The 24,012-nt window shown below is 74.2% G+C and carries 6 protein-coding genes and 1 pseudogene; all 7 read left to right on the top strand.

Annotated features, from left to right (window positions below; genetic code table 11):
- Window positions 1-99: 99 nt before the first annotated feature.
- Window positions 100-699 carry a ScbR family autoregulator-binding transcription factor gene (locus ACZ5OX_RS14000; RefSeq protein WP_449793252.1) on the top strand — a complete coding sequence of 200 codons (600 nt, stop codon included), beginning with the start codon at window positions 100-102 and terminating at the stop codon, window positions 697-699.
- Window positions 690-1,640, top strand: a complete 951-nt coding sequence (locus ACZ5OX_RS13995; RefSeq protein WP_465630109.1) for an NAD-dependent epimerase/dehydratase family protein — start codon at window positions 690-692, stop codon at window positions 1,638-1,640. The genes ACZ5OX_RS14000 and ACZ5OX_RS13995 overlap by 10 nt, the downstream gene beginning before the upstream one ends.
- A gap of 245 nt (window positions 1,641-1,885) precedes the next feature.
- Window positions 1,886-3,784, top strand: coding sequence for an HAD-IIIC family phosphatase (locus ACZ5OX_RS13990; RefSeq protein ID WP_465630108.1), 1,899 nt, complete (start codon window positions 1,886-1,888; stop codon window positions 3,782-3,784).
- On the top strand, window positions 3,781-4,014 hold the full coding sequence (locus ACZ5OX_RS13985; RefSeq protein WP_465630107.1) for a phosphopantetheine-binding protein: 234 nt from the start codon (window positions 3,781-3,783) through the stop codon (window positions 4,012-4,014). The genes ACZ5OX_RS13990 and ACZ5OX_RS13985 overlap by 4 nt, the downstream gene beginning before the upstream one ends.
- On the top strand, window positions 4,011-4,817 hold the full coding sequence (locus ACZ5OX_RS13980; protein ID WP_465630106.1) for a thioesterase II family protein: 807 nt from the start codon (window positions 4,011-4,013) through the stop codon (window positions 4,815-4,817). Before ACZ5OX_RS13985 ends, ACZ5OX_RS13980 begins: the two co-directional genes overlap by 4 nt.
- A gap of 95 nt (window positions 4,818-4,912) precedes the next feature.
- Window positions 4,913-17,305: an SDR family NAD(P)-dependent oxidoreductase gene (locus ACZ5OX_RS13975; RefSeq protein ID WP_465630105.1), complete on the top strand. Its 12,393-nt coding sequence runs from the start codon at window positions 4,913-4,915 to the stop codon at window positions 17,303-17,305.
- 127 nt (window positions 17,306-17,432) lie between these two features.
- Window positions 17,433-23,960 (top strand): annotated as a pseudogene (locus ACZ5OX_RS13970) (type I polyketide synthase); the annotation flags it as partial.
- Between the last annotated feature and the right edge of the window lie 52 nt (window positions 23,961-24,012).

The raw sequence follows: 24,012 nt of genomic DNA, 5'->3' as shown, positions 1-24,012 counted from the left end.
CATGTGTAACATAGAGATCGTTCTGTATCCATATTTGTTGCTCGACAATGACAGGCGGACTACGCGCGGATGACGAGTGGACACAAACACGAACAAGCCTTGAGAACACGGGCCGCGCTGGTCTGCGCCGCGGCCGAGGTGTTCGACCAGGTCGGCTACCACGGCGCGGGGATCAACCGCATCCTGGCGACGGCGGGCCTGACCTCAGGGGCGATGTACTTCCACTTCAAGTCCAAGGAGGACCTCGCCCGGGCCGTCATGCTGGAGCAGGCGAGCGACCTGCGACTGCCCGCCGAACCGCAGGGGCTGCAGCAGCTCGTGGACGTCACGCTGACCCTCGCCGTCGAGCTGCAGAGCAACACGCTGCTGCGGGCCGGGGTGCGCCTCGCGGTCGACCAGGGCGGCCCCGCCCTGAACGACGACTCGGCGTACGACTGGTGGGCGCAGCGCTTCCGCGGCGAACTGGACGTGGCGCGCGAGCGGGGTGAACTGCGCGAGGACGTCGACGGGAGCGAGTTCGCCGAGGTCCTGGTGGCCGCGTTCACCGGAACCCAGCTGAAGTCGCAGATCTCGGCGGGCTGGTCCGACCTCCCCGAACGCATCGTCTCCCTGTGGCGCTACCTGCTGCCCGGCGTCGCCTCCGCCGAGGCACTGCCGCAGATCCGCGTCGCCCCGGAACGGGGGCGGCAATGGGTGTGACACCACGCCGGGTGGTGCTGACCGGTGCCACGGGATTCATCGGCTCGCACGTGGCCGCCCTGCTGCTGCGCGATCCGGCCTGGCAGGTGCGCGTCGTCGGTCGCAGGGCACCCGCCGAGCTGATCGCCGCCGGAGCGGAGTGGGTCGAGGCCGACCTCTCCGCCCCGGACAGCCTGCGCGGCGTGTGCCGGGACGCCGACGCGCTGCTGCACCTGGCCTCCCTGATCAGCGGCGACCACGACGCCTGCACCGCCGTCAACGTGCACGGCACCGCGCGGCTCATGGCGGAAGCCGTCCACTCCGGTGTGACCCGGGTGACCCACCTGTCGACGGCCGCCGTCTACGGCCACGGCCCCCACCGGGGCACGGACGTGGGCGAGGTGGAACCGGCACCGGTCTCCCCGACCAGCGCCACCCGCCTCGCCGGTGAGCAGCCCGCCCTCGACGCGGGCGCCGTCGTCCTGCGCCCCGGACTCGTCCTCGGCGCCGGCGACCGGTGGGTGGTGCCCGCCGTGGCCGAACTGCGCCGCCGGGTGCCCGCGCGCTGGGCCTCCGGGGCCGCGCTCCTCTCCGTCGTCCCCGTGGTGGACCTGGCCCGGCTGATCGTCGCCACCCTGTCCACACCCCGCCCGCTCGGCCCGTCCGTCCACCACGCGAGCCATCCCCGACCGGTGCGCCTGCACCGCCTGCTGGACACGCTCGAGGAACACGCGGTCCTCCCGCCGGTCCCCGACCGCGACTGGCCCTGGCCGCAGTGCGTCGCCGCCCTCGACGCGAGCGGCTCACGGTTGAGCGCCCGCCAGTTCTCGCTGCTGGCCCAGGACAACTGGTTCGCCAGCGAACGCGTCTGGGCGCTGGCCGGCGTCGACTGCGGCGAGGACGCCCTGGCCGCCCTGCCCTCCTGGGCCCCCTGGTACCGGGAGCACTGCGGCACCGCCTGACCCGGGGGCACACCCCCAGCAGCCCGCGGAAGGCCGTCGGCCCCGTGAGCTCCCCGAGGCCGTGCCTGCGGGAGCTCACGGGGCCGACTCGCGGTCTGCCTCCGGCCCGTCCCCTCCGTCTCGCGCACCCCGGTCCGGCCTCGCTGCCTCGGCCCGACTGATCACCACCTCACATCGGCGCTAGGGGCGCTTTAGACCGTCTGCCGAGCATGACCGGCGTCGTATCGACGTACGGGAGAGCTGGGATGGGCGAGAAGATGAGCGGCACCCTCCGGTTGTTGCACGAGGACGGCCTGTTGGCCGCCGAGTACCCCCGCGTCCGGGAACTGATCGCCGCGATCGACCAGGAGGGCGACGCGGACGGGCTGCGCCGGGCCGGGAACATGCTGGCCCGGGTGGGCGCGGACGCGGTCCTCGACGTGCACCCGCAGACGCCGGTGGTGACGGTGGCCATCACCGGCCACAGCACGGTGTCCGGGCTGACCGGGCCCCTGACCGCCCAACTGGCGCGGCACGGCGTGCTGTTGCGTCCACACGTCGCCGACTTCGACTCCTACGTCTTCGACCTGTCGGACCCGGACAGCGCCCTCTACCGGGCGCGGCCGGACGCCGTGGTGTGCGTGCTGGACGCCTCGGTGGTGTTCGACGAGGTGCCGGTGCCGTGGACGCCGGACGACGTGGAGCGGGTCCTCGCGGAGAAGCTGGCCCTGTTCGAGCGGCTCGCCTCGGTCTTCGCCGGCGCGGGGCGCGGCACGCTGGTCCTCAACACGCTGCCGCTGCCGCGCGCCTGGTCGGCGCAGCTGGTCGGGCTGCGCGACCGGGCCCGGCTGGGCGCCGTCTGGCGGGAGGCCAACGCCCGGCTGCTGCGGCTGATGGACGAGCACCCGGCGCTGACCGTCCTGGACCTGGAGCCGCTGGTCGGCGCGGACGTGCCGCTGCGCGATGCCCGGCTCGGTGTCTACACCAAGACCCAGCTGTCGCCCGAGCTGCTCGCGGAGTACGCCCGGGAGGTGGCCCACCTGCTGCGCGGGGCGACCGGCCGGGCGAAGAAGTGCCTGGTGCTGGACCTGGACAACACGGTCTGGGGCGGGGTTCTCGGCGACGACGGCAGCGAGGGCATCGAGGTCGCGGGCAGCTACCGCGGCGAGGCCTTCCGGACCCTGCAGAAGGCGGCCAAGCAGCTCGCCTCGCAGGGTGTGCTGCTCGCGGCGGTGAGCAAGAACGACCTGGAGCCGGTGCGGGAGGTCCTGCGGGACCACCCGGAGATGACGCTGCGCGAGGCGGACTTCGTCCGGGTGATCGCCAACTGGCGCCCCAAGCACGAGAACCTGCGCGAGCTGGCGGCGGACCTGAACCTCGGCGTGGACAGCTTCGTGTTCGCGGACGACAGCCCGTACGAGTGCGGCCTGGTCTCCCGGGAGCTGCCGGAGGTGGCCGTACTGCGGCTGGACGAGGAGGCCGCGCTGCACGTGGAGAAGGTGCTGCGGGACGGCTGGTTCGACGTCCGGGACATCACCACCGACGACCTGAAGCGGCCCGCGCGCTACCGGGAGGAGCTGGACCGCAAGGACTTCCTGCACAGCTTCGCCTCCCTGGACGACTACCTGCGGGAGCTGGACGTACAGGTGCGACTCGCCGACGCGGACGAGTCGGAGATCGCCCGCGTCTCCCAACTGACGCTGCGCACCAACCAGTTCAACCTCACCACCCAGCGCCTCCAGCCGGCCGAGGTGACCGAGCTGGCGGCCGACGAGGACGCGCTGGTGCTGACGATCCGCTCCAGCGACCGGTTCGGGGACAACGGCGTGGTGGGCGCCGTGCTGGCCCACCGGGACGGGACCGTCCTGCGGATCGACAACTTCCTGCTCAGCTGCCGGGTCTTCGCCCGGGGCATCGAGCAGGCCTGCCTCTCGGCGGTGCTGAGCCACGCGCGGGAGCGCGGGCTCACCGCGGTCGAGGGCAGCTTCCGGCCGACCGCCAAGAACGGCAAGGTCAAGGAGTTCTACCCCGGCAACGGCTTCCGGCCGGTGGCGGAGGGAACCGACGGCGCCGGATCGACCACCTTCCGCCACGACCTGGCGGAGATCGCCGAAACCCCGGAGCACATCCGGCTGACGCTGAGCCTGGGAGGGCCCCAGCAGTGAACACCATCGACGACTTCCTCACCCTGGTCCACGCCGAGATCGGCCTGTCGCTGACGCCGGACAGCCTCGCGCTGGGCTTCGACGAACTGCCCGGCTGGGACTCGCTCCACCTGCTGACGCTGCTGACCGCGCTCGAGCGGGAGACCGGGCAGCAGGTGTCCATGCCCAAGGTGCTGGAGGCCGGCAGCCTGGGCGACATCTACGAGCTGACCGCCAGGTCCGGAACATGACCGCGGCCCCCGGCGCGCTCGCACCGCCCGGGCTCCTGGGCCCGGGCCGCTCGCCCTACCTGCTGCCCCGGCAGCCGGATCCGGGTGACGCGCCGCTGCGACTGCTCTGCTTCCACCACGCGGGTGGCATGGCCTCGTCCTTCTCCACCTGGCAGCAGCAGCTGGGCGCCGACGTCGCCGTGGTGCCGGTGCAGTTGCCCGGTCGCGAGCACCGGGTCCGGGAGGCCCGGCTGCACGACTTCGACCGCCTGCTCGACGAACTGGACGAGGCCCTGGACCCGCTGCTCGACGAGCCGCACGCGTTCTACGGGCACAGCATGGGCGGCCAGGTCGCCTTCGAGCTGACCCGGCGTCGCCGGGCCCGCGGCCGGGAACTGCCCGAGCGGCTGCTGCTCGGGGCGGCCCCGCCACCGCACACGCCCCGGCAGGAGATCGAGCCCGCGATGCGGACCGACGAGGAGCTGACCAGCTGGATGGCGGGCCTCGGCGGGATCCCGGACCTGGTCCGGGCCTACCCCGAGTGGCTGGCCCACGCGGTCGCGCTGCTGCGCGACGACCTGCGGCTGGCGCTCAGCCGGGTCGATCGCGGGGACCGGCCGGTACCGGTGCCGCTGAGCGTGCTGGTCGGGTCCGGCGATCCGCTGATCGGCGCGGCCCTCGCCCAGGAGTGGGCCCGGCACACCACGGCCGACTGCCGGGTGTTCACCCTGCCGGGCGGCCACTTCTTCCACCGGGACTCGCCCGCCGCGACGCTGACGCTGATCCGCTCGCTGCTCGCCCCGGCGCCGGCCGTACGGGCCTGAGGCGCCCGGCGCCCCGCACCCCCGAAACCCGAACCCCAGAACCACCAGAAACCGCCGACGTACCTCGGCGGACCCGATCTCGGAGACGGTAGACGATGACTGCTGAGCCCACCCCCGTCGTGCTGTGGACCGTCTCGGCGCCCGGCCCGGCTTCGCTGCGGGCGCGCGCCGCGGCCGCGGCCCGACTGCTCGACGCCGAGCCCGCACCGAGCCCGGCCGCCGCCTCCGCCGCCCTGCTCGCCGCGGACCGGGCGGCGCGCCACCCCGCCGCCACCGCGTACCGGGCCGCCCTGGTCGGCCGGGACCGGTCGGAGCTGCTGGCCGGGCTGCGAGCCGTGGCGGAGAGCGGGACGGAGGCGGTGTCCGAGGGCCTGTGGGCCGGTCGGGCCGTCGGTGCCGAGGAGGGGGTCAGGCCGGTCTTCGTCTACCCGGGCTTCGGGGCCCACTGGGCGGGCATGGCAGCCGACCTGCTCGACACCGACCCGGTCTTCCGGGAGCGCGTCGAGGCCTGCGAGCAGGCCCTCGCCCCGCTGGTGGACTGGCGGTTGACGGAGGTGCTGCGGGGCACCGAGGGCGCGCCGCCGCTGGTGACGCCGGCGGTCGTGATGCCCGCGCTGGTCGCCGTGATGATCTCGTTGACGGCGGTGTGGCGCTCGCGCGGCGTCGAACCGGCCGCCGTGGTGGGCCACAGCATCGGCGAGATGGCCGCCGCCCACGCCTGCGGCGTGCTCTCCCTGGAGGACGCCCTCCGGGTCGCGGCGGTCTGGGGCGCCGCCCTCACCGAGGACCGCTCGGGCCGCTGGGGCATCGTCGCGGTGCTGCTGCCGGAGGCCGAGATGCGCGCCCGCCTCACCGCCTGGGACGGCCTGCTGGACGTCGCGGCCGTCAACGGCCCCGGCTCGGTCACCGTCTCGGGCGACGACCGGGCGCTGACCGAGCTGCTGGAGCAACTGGCGGCGGACGGGGTCCGGGCCCGCCGAATCCCCGCCGACTTCCCGGTCCACGTCCCCCAGGTCGACGCGATCATGGACCGGCTGCTCACCGAACTGCGCACCGTCCGCCCGCTCGACGGCGGTCCGATCCCGTTCTACTCGGCCGCGACCGGGACCCGGCTGTCCCCCGACCAGTTGGACGGGGAGTACTGGGCCCGCCAACTGCGCACCCCGGTGCTCTTCGAGTCGGCCGTACGCACCCTGATCGCCGACGGGCACCAGGTCTTCCTGGAGGCGAGCCCGCACCCGGTGCTCAAGATGGCCGTGCGCGACGTCCTGCAGGACGCCGCGCGGTCCGACCACGGCGAAGGACTGGTGACCGGCACGCTCGCCCGGGGCAAGGACAGCCAGCTCGAACTGGCCGGCGCAACCGCCGAACTGTACGTGCACGGCGTTCCCGTCGAGCTGTCCGGAGCGACGGCCGACGAGACGGCTCCGCACCTGGAGCTGCCCGAGTTCGACGCGGAGCCGACCGGGGACGGGCCGTCCGTACCGGTCAACCCGCTGCGCGCCCGGCTGGAGGCCCTGCCGCCCCACCAGCGGCAGCCGTTCCTCCTGGACCTCGTCCGGGAGCAGGCCGCCGCGGTGCTCGGGCCCGGGGACTCCGCCGGTCCGCCGCCGGACGACCGGCAGAAGTTCCGGGACCTAGGCCTGGAGTCCGCGGGGGCGGTGGCGCTGCGCGACCGGCTGACCCGGCTGTTGGGCGTGCGGCTGCCCGTCGCCGTGGCCTTCGACCGCCCCACCACGCAAGCCCTCGCCGAGCACCTGCACACGCTGCTCTTCGAGGCCGGGACGGACACCGGCACGACCGTCGAACGCCGCTCGCCGGTGCTGCCGAGCGAGCCGATCGCCATCGTCGGCATGGCCTGCCGCTACCCGGGCGGCGTCTCCTCCCCCGAGGACCTGTGGAGGCTGGTCGCCGAGGAGACCGACGCCATCGGTCCCTTGCCCACGGACCGCGGCTGGAACGAGGACCTCTACGATCCGGACCCGGCGGCCACCGGCCACTCCACCACCCGCCACGGCGGCTTCCTCCCCGACGCCGGCGGCTTCGACAGTGCCTTCTTCGGCATCAGCCCGCGCGAGGCCCTCGCCATGGACCCGCAGCAGCGCCTGCTGCTGGAGACGGCCTGGGAGGCCGTCGAACGGGCCGGCATCGACCCCGGCACGCTGCACGGCAGCGACACCGGCGTCTTCACCGGAACCTACGGCATGGAGTACGGCCCCCGGCTCGCCGAGGGCACCCCCAGCGTCGACGGCTACCTGCTCACCGGCCAGCTCAGCAGCGTCGCGTCCGGCCGGATCGCCTACACCCTGGGCCTGGAGGGCCCGGCGCTGACCGTCGACACCGCGTGCTCCTCCTCGCTCGTGGCGCTGCACCTGGCCGTACGAGCGCTGCGGGCGGGCGAGTGCTCCCTGGCGCTCGCGGGCGGCGCGGCGGTCATGGCGAGCCCCGGCATGTTCGTGGAGTTCAGCCGCCAGCGCGGGCTGTCCCCGGACGGACGCTGCAAGGCCTTCTCCGACGAGGCGGACGGCACCGGCTGGAGCGAGGGCGTCGGCCTGCTGCTGGTCGAGCGCCTGTCGGACGCCCGCCGCAACGGCCACCCGGTCCTCGCGGTGATCCGGGGCACGGCGACCAACCAGGACGGCGCCAGCAACGGCCTCACCGCGCCCAGCGGACCGGCCCAGGAGGCGGTCATCCGACGCGCCCTGGCCGACGCGGAGCTGGCCCCGGCCGACGTGGACGCGGTCGACGCGCACGGCACCGGCACCCGCCTCGGCGACCCGATCGAGGCCCAGTCCCTGATGAACACCTACGGGCGCGCCCACGACGCCGAACGGCCGCTCTGGCTGGGTTCGTTGAAGTCCAACATCGGGCACTCCCAGGCGGCGGCGGGCGTCGGGGGCGTGATCAAGATGGTCATGGCGATGCGGAACGGCGTCCTGCCGCGCACCCTGCACGTGGACCAGCCGACCACCCACGTCGACTGGTCCGACGGAACGGTGCGGCTGCTCAGCGAGGCACGGCCGTGGGACGTCGAGGACGACCGTCCCCGCCGGGCCGCCGTCTCCTCGTTCGGCATCAGCGGCACCAACGCCCACCTCATCCTGGAGCAGGCCGACACCGGATCCGAGCGCGAGGAAACCGAACTCGCCACACTGCCCTGGCAGTTGTCGGCGAAATCGGCACCGGCACTGCAGGCCCAGGCAGGGCAGCTGGCGGAGTACCTGGAGCACCGGCCCGACGCGGACACCGTCGCGGCCGCCCACACCCTCGCCGCGCGCACCCGCTTCGACCACCGCGCCGTCGTGACCGCGACCGACCGCGAGGGCCTGCTCGCCGCACTGCGTGCGCTCGCCGAGGACACCGAGGCCCCGGGTCTGGTCACCGGCACGGCCCGGCCGGGCAAGACCGCGTTCCTGTTCACCGGACAGGGCAGCCAACGCCACGGCATGGGACGCGAACTCTACGAGGCCGTACCGGCGTTCGCCGCCGCGCTCGACGAGACCGCCCGCCTGTTCACCCCCCACCTCGACCACCCCCTGACCGAGGTCCTCTGGGGCGACGACCCGGAACTGATCCACCAGACCACGTACACCCAGGCCGCCCTGTTCACCCTCCAGACCGCCCTCTACCGGGCCCTCGAACACGAAGGCATCACCCCCGACTACCTGATCGGCCACTCCATCGGCGAAGTCACCGCCGCCCACCTCGCCGGCGTCCTCTCCCTCGAAGACGCCGTCACCCTGGTCGCCGCCCGCGGACGCCTCATGCAGTCCGCCCGCAACGACGGCGCGATGGCCGCCCTGGAAGCCACCGAAGAAGAAGTCCGCGCCCAACTACGCCAAGGCGCCGACCTCGCCGCCGTCAACGGCCCCCGCTCCACCGTCGTCTCCGGCGACACCCCCGCCGTCGAGGCCATCACCGCCCACTTCACCACCCAGGGCCGCCGCACCACCCGCCTCCAGGTCAGCCACGCCTTCCACTCCCCCCACATGGAAGACATCCTCGACGACTTCCAGACCACCATCGCCGACCTGACCTACCACCCCGCCCGCATCCCCGTCATCTCCAACCTCACCGCACAGCCCGTCACCGAGGAACTCACCGACCCCGCCTACTGGGCCCGCCACATCCGCGAAGCCGTCCGCTTCCACCCCGGAATCCAGTACCTCGAAACCGCCGGCGTCACCCGCTACCTCGAACTCGGCCCCGACACCACCCTCACCGCACTCACCCGCCAGAGCCTCACCACCGACGCCACCGCCATCCCCACCCTGCGCAAGAACACCCCCGAAGCACAGACCTTCACCACCGCCCTCGCCACCCTCCACACCACCGGCCACACCCCCACCTGCTACCAGCCGGCTTCCCCCATCCCCCACACCGACCTCCCCACCTACCCCTTCCAACACCAGCACTACTGGCTCACCCCCCAGCAACCCACCGGGGACCTCGGCACCGCCGGCCTCACCTCCCCCGGCCACCCACTCCTCGGCGCCCTCATCACCCTCGCCGACAGCGACCAACTCGTCCTCACCGGACGCATCTCCACCACCACCCACCCCTGGCTCACCGACCACACCATCGCCGGATCCACCCTCCTGCCCGGCACCGCCTTCGTCGACCTCGCCCTCCACGCCGCCCAACACACCGGCACCCCGACGATCGAGGAACTGACGCTGGAGGTCCCGCTGTTCCTGCACGACCGCGACGCGGTCGACCTGCAGGTCAGCGTCGAGGCGCCCGACTCCGAGGGCCGGCGCGCGCTCACCATCCACTCGCGCGCGGACGAGGACCACCCCTGGACCCGGCACGCCACCGGCACCCTCACCAACACCACCCCCCACACCACCCCCACCCCCGACACCCACACCACCTGGCCCCCCGCCACCGCCACCCCCATCGACCTCACCGACACCTACCACCACCTCACCCAACGCGGCTACACCTACGGCCCCGCCTTCCAAGGCCTCACCAAAGCCTGGCGCGACACCGACAACACCCTCCACGCCGAAATCACCCTCCCCACCGACCTCACCCCCGAAGGCCACACCCTCCACCCCGCCCTCCTCGACGCCACCCTCCACCCCCTCCTGATCGCCGGCGCCGAGCGCGGCCTTCCGTTCACCTTCCGGGGTGTGACGCTGCACTCCGTCGGCGCCACCCGGCTCCGGCTCACGGCCCGCCCGTCCGACGACGGCACCGGAACCGTGCTGCGCCTCACCGATCCGACCGGCGCACCGGTCGCCGAGATCGACGCGCTCGTGATGCGCGAGGCCTCCGCCGGACAGTTGCGCGACGCCGACCAGCGGCACCCGCTGTACACCGTCGCCTGGCAGCCCGCGGCCGCCGCGCTCGCCGAGGCGACCGGCGGCCGCTGGGCCCTGATCGGCGACGCCGGAACGGCCGAGGCGCTCGAAGCCGTCCGGTACGAGGACGCCGCCGCCCTGCGCGCGGCCCTCGACGACGGGACGGCCGAGCCGCCCGAGGTCCTGGTGTACGCGCCGGGCCACCTCGGGGCGGACGGCACGGACGCCGGCGCCCTGTTCGAGGCGGCCCACCGAGCCTCCCACGACGCCCTGGCGACCGTCCAGGCGCTGCTCCAGGACGACCGGCTGGCCGAGACCCCGGTGCTGGTGCTGACCCGGCAGGCCGTGCCCGCCGGCGGCCCGACCGAGGCCGGGGTGCCGGCCGCGGCCCCGGTGTGGGGTCTGCTGCGGACCGTGCAGTCGGAGTATCCGGGCCGGTTCACCCTGGTGGATCACGACGGCACGCCCGAGTCGCTTCGCGTCCTGCGCGCCGCTTCCGCCACCGGTGAGCCGCAGTCCGCGCTTCGGGCCGGTGTTCTCCAGGTGCCCCGGCTCGCCCGCGTCAACGCTCCGGCCGCGGCCGACTCCGGCCCGGTGCGGCTCGACCCCGAGGGCACGGTGCTGATCACGGGTGCCTTCGGACGGCTGGGTGCCCTGCTGGCCCGGCACCTGGTCGCCGAGCACGGCGTCCGGCACCTCCTGCTCACCAGCCGCCGGGGCGCCGACGCCCCCGGCGCCGCCGAACTCGTCACCGAACTCACCGCGTCCGGCGCCGAGGTCCGGGCCGTCGCCTGCGACACCACCGACCGCGAGGCCGTCGCCGCCCTCCTCGCCGCCGTACCCACCGACCACCCCCTCACCGCCGTCATCCACACCGCCGGCGTCCTCGACGACGGCATCATCACCGCCCTCACCCCCGAACGCCTCGACACCGTCCTGCGCCCGAAGGTCCTGGCCGCGCTGCGCCTCCACGAGCTGACAGCCCACCTCCCGCTGTCCGCCTTCGTCCTGTACTCCTCGGTCTCCGGTCTGATCGGCGCCGCCGGTCAGGCCAACTACGCCGCCGCCAACGCCTTCCTGGACGCCCTCGCCCACCACCGACACACCCTCGGCCTGCCCGCCACCTCCCTCGCCTGGGGCCTCTGGGGCCAGGGCGGCATGGGCGAGAAGCTCAGCGACGCCGACCTCGCGCGCATGGCCCGCGCGGGCGTCGCCGCGATGTCCGAGGACGAGGGGCTGGCGTTCCTCGACGCCACCCTCGGCCGCCCCGAGGCCCTGCTCGTCCCGGCCAGGCTCGACCTCGCCGCCGTCCGGGCGCGGTCCGACGCCGAATCCGTCCCGGCGCTGCTGCGCGGGCTGGTACGGACCGCCCCGCAGCGGGTCCGGGCCAGGGCCGCCCAGCCGGCGGGCAACGAGTTCGCCGAGCGGCTGGCCGGACTGGACACGGCCGAACGCCTGGCCACCGCACTGGAGTTGGTCCGTGCGTCGGCGGCCTCCGTGCTCGGCCACAGCAGCGCGGACACGGTCGACGCCTCCGCCGGCTTCAAGGAGCTGGGCGTCGACTCGCTGAGCGCGGTCGAACTGCGCAACCGCATCAACTCGGCGACCGGGCTCCGACTTTCGGCCACCCTGGTGTTCGACTACCCGACGCCCGGCGCCCTGGCCGAGCACCTGCAGGAGCAACTCGCCAAGGCCGCGGGCCTCGTCCAGGCACCCCGCCCGCGGACCACCCGAGCCGTCGGGTCCGGGACCGCCGACGACGCGGAGCCGATCGCCATCATCGGCATGGCCTGCCACTACCCGGGTGGCGTCACCACGCCCGAGGAACTGTGGCAGCTGGTCGACCAGGGCCGCGACGGGATCGGCCCGTTCCCGTACGACCGCGGCTGGCCGGAGGACCTCCACGACCCGGACCCGGAGGCGGTCGGCAAGTCCATCACCGACCGGGGCGGATTCCTCTACCGAGCGGGCGAGTTCGACTCCGAGTTCTTCGGGATCAGCCCGCGCGAGGCCACCGCGATGGACCCGCAGCAGCGACTGCTGCTGGAGACCGCCTGGGAGACCTTCGAGCGGGCCGGCATCGACCCGACCACCCTGCGCGGCAGCGACACCGGGGTCTTCGCCGGCGTGATGTACCACGACTACGCCCCGCCGGTTCAGCTCATGCCGAAGGAACTGGAGGGCATCCTGCTGACCGGCAACACCGGCAGCGTCGTCTCCGGCCGGATCGCCTACAACTTCGGCCTCGAAGGCCCGGCGATCACGGTGGACACCGCCTGCTCCTCCTCCCTGGTCGCCCTGCACCTGGCCGCCCAGGCCCTGCGGGCCGGCGAGTGCTCGCTCGCCCTCGCGGGCGGCGCCACCGTCATGTCCACCCCGGGCACCTTCGTGGAGTTCAGCCGCCAGCGCGGGCTGTCCCCGGACGGACGCTGCAAGGCGTTCTCCGACGAGGCGGACGGCACCGGCTGGAGCGAGGGCGTCGGCCTGCTGCTGGTCGAGCGCCTGTCGGACGCCCGCCGCAACGGCCACCCAGTACTGGCGATCGTCCGGGGCACCGCCGTCAACCAGGACGGCGCCAGCAACGGCCTGACCGCGCCCAACGGCCCCAGCCAGGAACGCGTCATCCGCCAGGCCCTGGCGAACGCGCGACTCGCACCGGAGGAGATCGACGCCGTCGAGGCGCACGGCACCGGCACCCGCCTCGGCGACCCCATCGAGGCCCAGGCGCTGCTGAACACCTACGGCGAGACACGCGATGCCGAACACCCGCTCTGGCTGGGTTCGTTGAAGTCCAACATCGGGCACTCCCAGGCGGCGGCCGGCGTCGGGGGCGTGATCAAGATGGTCATGGCGATGCGGAACGGCATCCTGCCGCGCACCCTGCACGCCGAACAGCCGACCAGCCACGTCGACTGGTCCGACGGAACCGTCCGACTGCTCACCGAGGCACGGCCGTGGGACGTCGAGGACGACCGTCCCCGCCGAGCGGCGGTGTCGTCCTTCGGCATCAGCGGCACCAACGCCCACGTCATCCTCGAACAGCCCGCGGAGGCACCTCGGCCGACCGAGCCGACGGAACAGCCACCGCTGCTCCTCGCGGCGCGCACCACGCAGGCACTGCGCGAGCAGGCACGGCAGCTGACGGCCTTCCTGGCCCAACAGCCCGAGGCGGAGACCACTTCCGTCGCCCGCAGCCTCGCCGCGCGCACCCATTTCGACCACCGCGCCGTCGTGACCGCGACGGACCGCGAGGGCGTGCTCGCCGCACTGCGGGCGCTCGCCGAGGACACCGAGGCCCCGGGTCTGGTCACCGGCACGGCCCGGCCGGGTAAGACGGCGTTCCTGCTCACCGGACAGGGCAGCCAACGCCACGGCATGGGACGCGAACTCTACGAAGCGGTACCGGCGTTCGCCGCCGCACTCGACGAAACCGCCCGCCTCTTCACCCCCCACCTCGACCACCCCCTGACCGAGGTCCTCTGGGGCGACGACCCGGAACTGATCCACCAGACCACGTACACCCAGGCCGCCCTGTTCACCCTCCAGACCGCCCTCTACCGGGCCCTCGAACACGAAGGCATCACCCCCGACTACCTCATCGGCCACTCCATCGGCGAAGTCACCGCCGCCCACCTCGCCGGCGTCCTCTCCCTCGAAGACGCCGTCACCCTGGTCGCCGCCCGTGGACGCCTCATGCAGTCCGCCCGCAACGACGGCGCGATGGCCGCCCTGGAAGCCACCGAAGAAGAAGTGCTGGCGCTACTGGAGACGCAGGGCCACGAGGTGGACCTCGCCGCCGTCAACGGCCCCCGCTCCACCGTCGTCTCCGGCGACACCCCGGCCGTCGAGGCCATCACCGCCCACTTCACCGCACAGGGCCGCCGCACCACCCGCCTCCAGGTCAGCCACGCCTTCCACTCCCCCCACATGGAAGACATCCTCGGCGACTTCCAGACCACCATCGCCGACCTGACCTACCACCCCGCCCAAATCCCCGTCATCTCCAACCTCACCGCACAACCGATCACCACGGAACTCACCGACCCCGCCTACTGGGCCCGCCACATCCGCGAAGCCGTCCGCTTCCACCCCGGCATCCAGTACCTCGAAACCGCCGGCGTCACCCGCTACCTCGAACTCGGCCCCGACACCACCCTCACCGCACTCACCCGCCAAACCCTCACCACCGACGCCACCGCCATCCCCACCCTGCGCAAAAACACCCCCGAAGCACAGACCTTCACCACCGCCCTCGCCACCCTCCACACCACCGGCCACACCCCCACCACCTGGACCACAACCACCCCCACCCCCCACACCGACCTCCCCACCTACCCCTTCCAACACCAGCACTACTGGCTCACCCCCCAGCAACCCACCGGGGACCTCGGCACCGCCGGCCTCACCTCCCCCGGCCACCCACTCCTCGGCGCCCTCATCACCCTCGCCGACAGCGACCAACTCATCCTCACCGGACGCATCTCCACCACCACCCACCCCTGGCTCGCCGACCACACCATCGCCGGATCCACCCTCCTGCCCGGCACCGCCTTCGTCGACCTCGCCCTCCACGCCGCCCAACACACCGACACCCCGACGATCGAGGACCTCACCCTGGAGGCGCCGCTCGTACTCGACGAACCGGGTGCGGTGGAAGTCCAGTTGACGGTGGGCGGCCCCACCGACGAGGGACAGCGGACCTTCGCCATCCATTCGCGTGCGGACGAGGACCACCCCTGGACCCGTCACGCCACCGGCACCCTCACCAACACCACCCCCCACACCCCCGACACCAGCAGCACCTGGCCCCCCGCCACCGCCACCCCCATCGACCTCACCGACACCTACCACCACCTCACCGAACGCGGCTACACCTACGGCCCCGCCTTCCAAGGCCTCACCAAAGCCTGGCGCGACACCGACAACACCCTCCACGCCGAAATCACCCTCCCCACCGACCTCACCCCCGAAGGCCACACCCTCCACCCCGCCCTCCTCGACGCCACCCTCCACCCCCTCCTCATCAACAGCACCCCCGACACCCCCCTCCTCATCCCCTTCAACTGGACCGACACCACCCTCCACACCACCAACGCCACCACCCTCCACACCACCCTCACCCCCACCACCCCCGACACCACCCACCTCACCATCACCGACCCCACCGGCACCCCCGTCCTCACCGCCGGCCTGACTCTTCGCGCCTTCGATCCCAGCACGCTCGGCTCGAACCGCGACCCGCTCTACACGGTCGACTGGCAGAAGCTGCCCATCCACCCCACCGACACCGGCACCAACACCGGCACCACCGACTGGGCCCTCGTCGGCGGGACCACCGACCCGATCGCGTCCGCTCTCGGCATCACCGAGATCCACCCCACCCTGACCGCCCTCCGTGCCGCGGCCGACGCGTCCGGACGTACCCCCGCCACCGTGCTCCTCCCCTGGCCCACCCCGGAGCACGGCCTCCCCGGGGCCGCCCACCACTCCGCCCACACCGCCCTGGCCGTCCTCCAGGAGTGGCTGTCCGACGAACGCCTCGCCGACTCCCGCCTTGTCGTCCTCACCCGGGGCGCCGTCGCGGCCGGTCCCGCCCCCGTGGTCCCCGCCCTCGCGGACTCGCCCGTCTGGGGCCTGCTGCGGACCGCGCAGTCCGAGGCTCCCGGCCGGTTCACCGTCCTCGACCTCGATCCCGCGGTCCCGGTCCACGAGAGCGCCCGCCTGCTGCCCGATGCCCTCGCCTCCGGTCGCAGCCAGCTCGCCGTCCGCGACGACGCCCTCCACGGCCCGACCCTCGGCCGCGCGAGCGCCACCGGCACCGGCACCGTCGACCTCGCTCCCGCCGGAACCGTCCTGATCACCGGCGCCTTCGGTCAACTCGGTGCGCTGCTGGCCCGGCATCTGGTGACCGAGCACGGCGTCCGGCACCTCCTGCTCACCAGCCGCCGGGGCGCCGACGCCCCCGGCGCCGCCGAACTCGTCACCGAGCTCACCGAATCCGGCGCCGAGGTCCGGGCCGTCGCCTGCGACACCACCGACCGCGACGCCGTCGCCGCCCTCCTCACCGCCGTACCCACCGACCACCCCCTCACCGCCGTCATCCACACCGCCGGCGTCCTCGACGACGGCATCATCACCGCCCTCACCCCCGAACGCCTCGACACCGTCCTGCGCCCCAAGATCGACGCCGCGCTGCACCTCCACGAGCTGACAGCCCAACTCCCGCTGACCGCCTTCGTCCTGTACTCCTCCGTCAGCGGCCTCACCGGCACCGCCGGCCAGGCCAACTACGCCGCCGCCAACGCCTTCCTGGACGCCCTCGCCCACCACCGACACACCCTCGGCCTGCCCGCCACCTCCCTCGCCTGGGGCCTCTGGGACGAGGGCGGCATGGGCGAGAAGCTGAACGAGGCTGACCTGACCAGGCTTCGCCGCTCCGGCATCGTCCCGATGGCGCCCGAGGACGCGCTGCGGATGTTCGACGCGGCGCTCGGCCACGGCAGCCCCCTGCTCGCCCCGGTCGCCCTCGACAGCCCGGCCCTCCAGGCCAGGTCGGCCTCGGGCACGCTCCCCGAGATCCTGCGCGGCCTGGTTCGGACCGCCCAGCGGCCACCCCGCGCGAAGGCGGCCCCGACCGCGGTGGCCGCCACCGGCCCGTCCCTGCGCGACCGGCTCGCCGCGGCCCCGACGGAGGAGCGCGAGCCGCTGCTCCTGGAGCTGGTGCGGGAGCACGCGGCGGCCGTCCTCGGGCACGGCTCGCCGGACCGGGTCGAGGCGGAGCGCGGGCTGCTGGACCTCGGGTTCGACTCGCTCACGGCGGTGGAGTTCCGCAACCGGATCAACAAGGTCACCGGGCTGCGCCTGGCCACCACGGTGGTCTTCGACCACCCGACCCCGCTGGCGGTCGCCCGGCACCTGCTCGCCGAACTGGCCCCGGCGCAACCGGCCGGCGCCGGGGGCCCGTTGGAGGCGATCGACCGGCTGGAGGCACTGCTCAAGCAGCACTCGGCGGACGCCGCCGGCGGCGTCGTCCCGGAGGCGGCCGAGATCGCCCAGCGCCTCCAGCACGTGTTGCAGGGCTGGCACGGGCTGACAGCCGAGGAGGACCCGGACGGCGACCTGGCGGCGGCGACCGACGACGAGCTGTTCGACGCCCTCGACAAGGAGCTCGGCCTGGCCTGATCCCGCCCGCCGTCCCGCTCCCGACCGACATTTCCAGCTGAAGGTAGATTCCGTGGCGAACAACGACGTGCCGAACAACCAAGCGGCGAACAACGAGGAGAAACTCCGCGAGTACCTCAAGCGGGCCACCACCGATCTGCGGCAGGCCCGACGGCGGCTGACCGAGATCGAGGACGCCCGGCAGGAGCCGATCGCGATCGTCGGGATGGCCTGCCGCTACCCGGGCGGGGTCACCACGCCCGAGGAGCTGTGGCAGCTGGTCGCCGACGGCACGGACGCCATCGGCACCTTCCCCGAGGACCGGGACTGGGAGGAGGACCTGTACGACCCGGACCCGCACGCGACCGGCAAGTCGATCACCCGGCACGGTGGGTTCCTGTACGGTGCCGCCGAGTTCGACCCGGAGTTCTTCGGCCTCAGCCCGCGCGAGGCGCTGGCCACCGACCCGCAGCAGCGACTGCTGCTGGAGACCGCGTGGGAGGCCGTCGAGCGGGCCGGCATCGACCCGACCAGCCTGCGCGGCAGCGACACCGGGGTCTTCGCCGGCGTGATGTACCACGACTACGCCTCGCGGCTGAAGCCCGCCCCCGAGGAGTACGAGGGCTACCTCGCCAGTGGCAGCCTGGGCAGCGTGGCGTCCGGCCGGCTGGCGTACGTCTTCGGCCTGGAGGGCCCGGCCGTGTCCGTGGACACCGCCTGCTCCTCCTCGCTGATCGCCCTGCACCTGGCCGCCCAGGCGCTGCGGCAGGGCGAGTGCTCGCTCGCCCTCGCGGGCGGGGTGACGGTGATGTCCACGCCCAACACCTTCGTGGAGTTCAGCCGCCAGCAGGGCCTGTCCACCGACGGTCGGTGCCGTTCGTTCTCGGACGACGCGGACGGCACGGGCTGGGGTGAGGGCGCGGGCCTGCTCCTCCTGGAGCGCCTGTCCGACGCCCGCCGCAACGGCCACCCGGTCCTCGCCCTGATCCGGGGCACCGCCACCAACCAGGACGGCGCCAGCAGCCGGCTCACCGCCCCCAACGGGCCCAGCCAGGAGCGGGTCATCCGCCAGGCCCTCGCCAACGCCCGGCTGACGGCCGACCAGGTGGACGCCGTCGAGGCCCACGGCACCGGCACCAAGCTCGGCGACCCCATCGAGGCGCAGGCCCTGCTGAACACCTACGGCCGCGCCCGCGACACCGAACACCCGCTCTGGCTCGGCTCGATCAAGTCCAACATCGGCCATTCCCAGGCCGCCGCGGGCGTGGCCGGCGTGATCAAGATGGTCATGGCGATGCGGCACGCGACCCTCCCCCGCACCCTGCACGTCAGCGAGCCCACCAGCCACGTCGACTGGTCCGACGGCACCGTCCGACTGCTCACCGACGCCCGCCCGTGGGGCACCGCGGACGACCGGCCGCGCCGCGCCGCCGTCTCCTCCTTCGGCATCAGCGGCACCAACGCCCACGTCATCCTCGAACAGCCCGTCGAGGAAGCCGCGGAGCCGAGCACCGGGGAGCCGCCGGCCTCCGCTCCGGCCGCCCTCGAACTCCAGGCCCTGCCCTGGCAGTTGTCCGCCAGGTCGGCCGAGGCCCTGCGCGGCCAGGCCCGCGCCCTGGCCACCCACCTGGAGCGCCGGCCGGGCACCGACACCACCGCCGCCTCCCACGCCCTGGCCGCCCGCACCCGCTTCGACCACCGCGCCGTCGTCCTCGGCCAGGATCGCGAGAGCCTGCTCGCCGGACTGCGGGCGCTCGCCGAGGGCACCGAGGCCCCGGGGCTGGTCACCGGCACGGTCCGGCCGGGTAAGACGGCGTTCCTGTTCACCGGCCAGGGCAGCCAGCGCCCCGGCATGGGACGCGAACTCTACGAGGCGGTACCGGCGTTCGCCGCCGCCTTCGACGACGCCTGCGACCGCTTCGACCGGCTGCTCGACCGTCCGCTGCACGAGGTGCTGTGGGGCGGCGGCGAGGCTTCGGAGGTGCTGCACCAGACCGCGTACACCCAGGCCGCGCTGTTCACCCTGCAGACCGCCCTCTACCGGACGCTGGAGCAGCAGGGCATCGTCCCCGACTACCTGATCGGCCACTCGATCGGCGAGGTCGCCGCCGCCCACGTGGCCGGGGTGTTCTCGCTGGAGGACGCGGTGAGCCTGGTCGCCGCGCGGGGCTGCTACATGCAGGCCGCGCGCAACGACGGCGCGATGGCCGCCCTGGAAGCCACCGAGGAGGAGGTGCTGGCGCTGCTGGAGGTGCTGGGCCGCGAGCTGGACCTCGCCGCCGTCAACGGCCCGCGCTCCACCGTCGTCTCGGGCGACACCCCCGCGGTCGAGGCCGTCGCCGCGCACTTCGCCGCCCAGGGCCGCCGCACCACCCGCCTCCAGGTCAGCCACGCCTTCCACTCCCCCCACATGGCCGGCTTCCTGGACGACTTCCGGGCCTCGATCGGCAAGCTGACCTTCCGCCCGGCCCGGATCCCGGTGATCTCCAACCTCACCGCGCAGCCGGTCACCGGGGAACTCACCGACCCGGCGTACTGGGCCCGCCACGTCCGCGAGGCCGTCCGCTTCCACCCCGGGATCCAGTACCTGGAGGCCGCGGGCGTCACCCGCTTCCTGGAGCTCGGCCCCGACGCCACCCTCACCGCGCTCACCCGCCAGAGCCTCACCACCGACGCCGTGGCGATCCCCACCCTGCGCAAGAACACCCCCGAGACGCAGTCCTTCACCACCGCCCTCGCCACCCTCCACACCACCGGCCACACCCCCACCTGCTACCGGCCGGCCTCCCCCACGCCCCACGCCGACCTGCCCACCTACCCCTTCCAGCGCCGCCACTACTGGCTGGCGGCCCGCCGGACGGCCGGCGGGCAGTCCGGCACCGACCACCCGCTGCTGAGCACCGCCGTCCGGCTGGCCGAGAGCGACCGGCTGGTCCTCAGCGGCCGGTTCTCCACCCGCACCCACCCGTGGCTGGCCGACCACACCATCGCCGGGGCCACGCTGCTGCCGGGCACCGCCTTCGTCGACCTCGCGCTGCACGCCGCGGAGCTGGCCGGAGCGGCGACGCTGGAGGACCTCACCCTGGAGGCGCCGCTGGTGCTCGGCGGGCCCGGCGCCGTCGAACTCCAGCTCACCGTGGAGGGCCCGGACGACCGCGGGCTGCGCGCCTTCGCCGTCCACTCGCGCACCGAGGACTCCGCCCCCTGGACCCGGAACGCGACCGGCGCCCTCTCCGACGCCGTCCCCGGCACCGACCCGGACGCCGGGGTCCTGACGGCCTGGCCTCCGGCCGGCACACCGGTCGACCTGACCGACCTCTACCCGCGCCTCGCCGAGCACGGCTACGCCTACGGCCCGCTCTTCCAGGGCCTCGTCCGGGCCTGGCGCGACGGCGACACCCACTACGCCGAGGTCCGCCTGCCCGAGGGCGCCGCCACGGAGGGCCACGCCCTCCACCCCGCGCTGCTGGACGCCGCCCTGCACCCGTGGGCGCTCGCCTCCGGGGCGCTGGACGCCGACGAGGACGGGTCCGTGCTGCTGCCGTTCAGCTGGTCCGGTGTACGGCTGGCGGCGCTGGGAGCGCGCACGCTGCGGGTGCGGCTGGCCCCGGCGGGCGAGCGGACCATGCGCCTGGACCTGGCCGACCCGGAAGGAGCGCCGGTGGCGACGGTCGCCGCGCTCACCGCGCGCCCCGGCTCGCTGCGGGACTTCGCCGCCCTCGCCGGCCCGGCCGCCCGGGCCGCGGAGACCGCGGGCACCCCGCTGCACCTGGTGGAGTGGAAGCCGCTGGCCACCGCCCCGCTCGACCCCGCCGCCTCCGCCCGGGGCGTCCACGTCCTCGCGCCGGACGGCCTCGGCCTCGCCGACGCCCTGGGCGCCACCGTCCACGCCGACGTGGCCGCCCTGAGGACGGCCCTCGCCCGGGAGTCGGCCCCCGCCCTGGTCCTGGCCGCGCTCACCGGGGAGTCACCGGCCGACGCCGAACTGCCCGATCACGCCCGGGGCCTGGCCGAACGGGCCCTCGCCCTCACCCAGGAGTGGCTGGCCGAGGGCGTCCCCGACGACGCCCGCCTCGTCCTGGTCACCCGGGGTGCGGTGGCCGCGCGCCCCGGCCCGGAGATCCGCGACCTCGCGGCGTCCACCGTCTGGGGCCTGGTCAGGACCGCTCACTCCGAGCACCCGGACCGCTTCGGCCTGCTCGACCTCGACGGTCCGCTCGCCGAGGGCCCGGCCGGGGCCGTCACCGCCGCCCTGCTCGCCGGCGAGGAGTTCCAACTCGCCGTGCGCGACGGCAAGGTGTACGCCCCGCGGCTGGTCCGCGCGGCCGCCGCCACCGAGCTGCTCACCCCGCCGCCGGGCACCGAGCACTGGCGGCTGGACGTCCGCAGCAAGGGCAGTCTGAGCGACCTGGCCCTGCTCCCGGCGCCCGAGGCCGGTGCCCCGCTGGCGCCCGGCGAGGTACGGGTGCGGGTGCGCGCCGCCGGCCTGAACTTCCGCGACGTGCTGATCGGCCTCGGGATGTACCCGGGCGACGAGGCGCAGATCGGGGGCGAGGCGGCCGGCGTGGTGCTGGAGACCGGGCCGGGGGTCACCTCGGTGGCGGTCGGCGACCGGGTGATGGGGCTGTTCCCGAGCGCGGTCGGCCCGGCGGCGGTCACCGACCACCGGTGGCTGACCCGGATGCCGCGGGGCTGGAGCTTCACCGACGCCTCGGTCGTCCCGGTGGTGTTCCTGACCGCCTTCTACGGCCTGACGGACCTGGCCCGGGTCCGCGAGGGCGAGTCGCTGCTCGTGCACGCCGCGACCGGCGGCGTGGGCCAGGCCGCGCTGCAGCTGGCCCGGCACTGGGGCCTGGAGGTGTACGGCACGGCCAGCGCCCCCAAGTGGGAGACGCTGCGCTCGCTCGGCGTGCCCCAGGAGCGGATCGCCTCCAGCCGCACCCTCGACTTCGAGGAGCAGTACCGGGCGGCGACCGGCGGCCGCGGCTTCGACGTGGTGCTCAACTCGCTGGCGCAGGAGTTCGTGGACGCCTCGCTGCGGCTGCTGGCGCCCGGCGGGCGCTTCCTGGAGATGGGCAAGACCGACATCCGCGACGAGGCGCAGGTGCGCGAGCGCTTCCCCGGAGTGTCGTACACCGCCTACGACCTGATGCGGGTGCCGCGTGAGCGGGTCCAGGAGATGCTGGCGGAGCTGGTCGCCCTGTTCGAGGAGGGGGCGCTGCGCCCGCTGCCGGTGACGGCCTGGGACGTCAGCCACGCCCCGGAGGCGCTGCGCCACCTGAGCCAGGCCCGGCACACCGGCAAGGCGCTGCTGACGCTGCCGGCCCCGCTGGACCCGGAGGGCACGGTGCTCGTCACGGGCGGCACCGGGACCCTCGGCGGTCTGCTCGCGCGGCACCTGGTGACCCGGCACGGCGTCCGGCACCTGCTGCTCACCAGCCGCCGCGGCCCGCAGGCGCCGGGTGCCGCGGAGCTGCTGCGGGAGTTGGCCGACCTCGGTGCCCGGGCCCGGATCGAGGCCTGCGACACCGCCGACGAGGCCGCTCTCGCCGCCCTGCTCGCGTCCGTCCCGGCGGACCACCCGCTGACCGCCGTCGTGCACACCGCGGGTGCGCTGGACGATGCCGTCCTGGCCGCGCAGAGCCCGGGGCGGCTGGCCACCGCGCTGCGTCCCAAGGCGGACGCCGCGTGGAACCTGCACCGGCTCACCCGTCACCTGGACCTGAGCGCCTTCGTCCTCTACTCGTCGGTCAGCGGCCTGACCGGCACTCCCGGCCAGGCCAACTACGCGGCCGCCAACGCCTTCCTGGACGCTCTGGCCCACCACCGGCACACCCTCGGCCTGCCCGCGACCTCGCTGGCCTGGGGTCTGTGGGCGCAGGCCAGCACCATGACCGAGGGCCTCGGCGAGGCCGACCTGGCCCGGATGGCCCGGGACGGCGTCCTGCCCCTGGAGAACGAGCAGGGCCTCGCGCTGTTCGACGAGGCGCTGGCGGGCCGTCAGCCGCTGGCCGTGGGGCTGGGCCTGGACCTGTCGGCGCTGCGCCGCCGGGCCGCGGCCGGCGCTTCCCGGCCGCTGTTCGCCGAGCTGGTGGGCCGGGCCCCGACCCGCCGCACCGCGGCGGACGGCGGGGGCGCGGCGCCCGACGGCGCCCGGGCGGTGCGCGAGCGGCTCGTGGCGCTGGACCAGGCGGAGCGGCAGGGGGAGCTGGTGGACCTGGTGCGCGGCCATGTCGCCGTGGTGCTCGGTCACACCGACGCCGGGACGATCGGGACCGAGCGCCCGTTCAAGGACCTCGGTTTCGACTCGCTGACCTCGGTGGAGCTGCGCAACCGGCTGGCCACGGCCTTCGAGCTGCGGCTGCCGACCACGCTGGTCTTCGACCACCCGACCCCGATCGACCTGGCGCGGTTCCTGGCGCAGGAGCTGGCCCCGGCCGAGGAGGACGGGCTGGCCTCGGCGCTGGCGGACCTGGAGCGGGTGGAGCGCCGGCTGGCCTCGCTGCCCGCCGGGGGCGGGGACCGGCACCGGCTGACCGGCCGGGTGCGGGAGTTGCTGCTGCGGCTGGAGGCGGCCGAGAGCGGGGACGGCGAGGGAGGCGAGCAGGTGCAGCTGGGCGAGACCTCGGACGACGACCTGTTCGACTTCATCGACCGCGAGCTCGGGGTGAACTGACTGGTCCTCATCTTGGCTCGATCTCACGCCGATTGATGGGCGTTGATAAACG

Source organism: Kitasatospora sp. NPDC032121 (assembly GCF_055580145.1).
The sequence above is the reverse complement of the archived record's forward strand: the minus strand, read 5'-3'. Positions and strand labels throughout refer to the sequence as shown.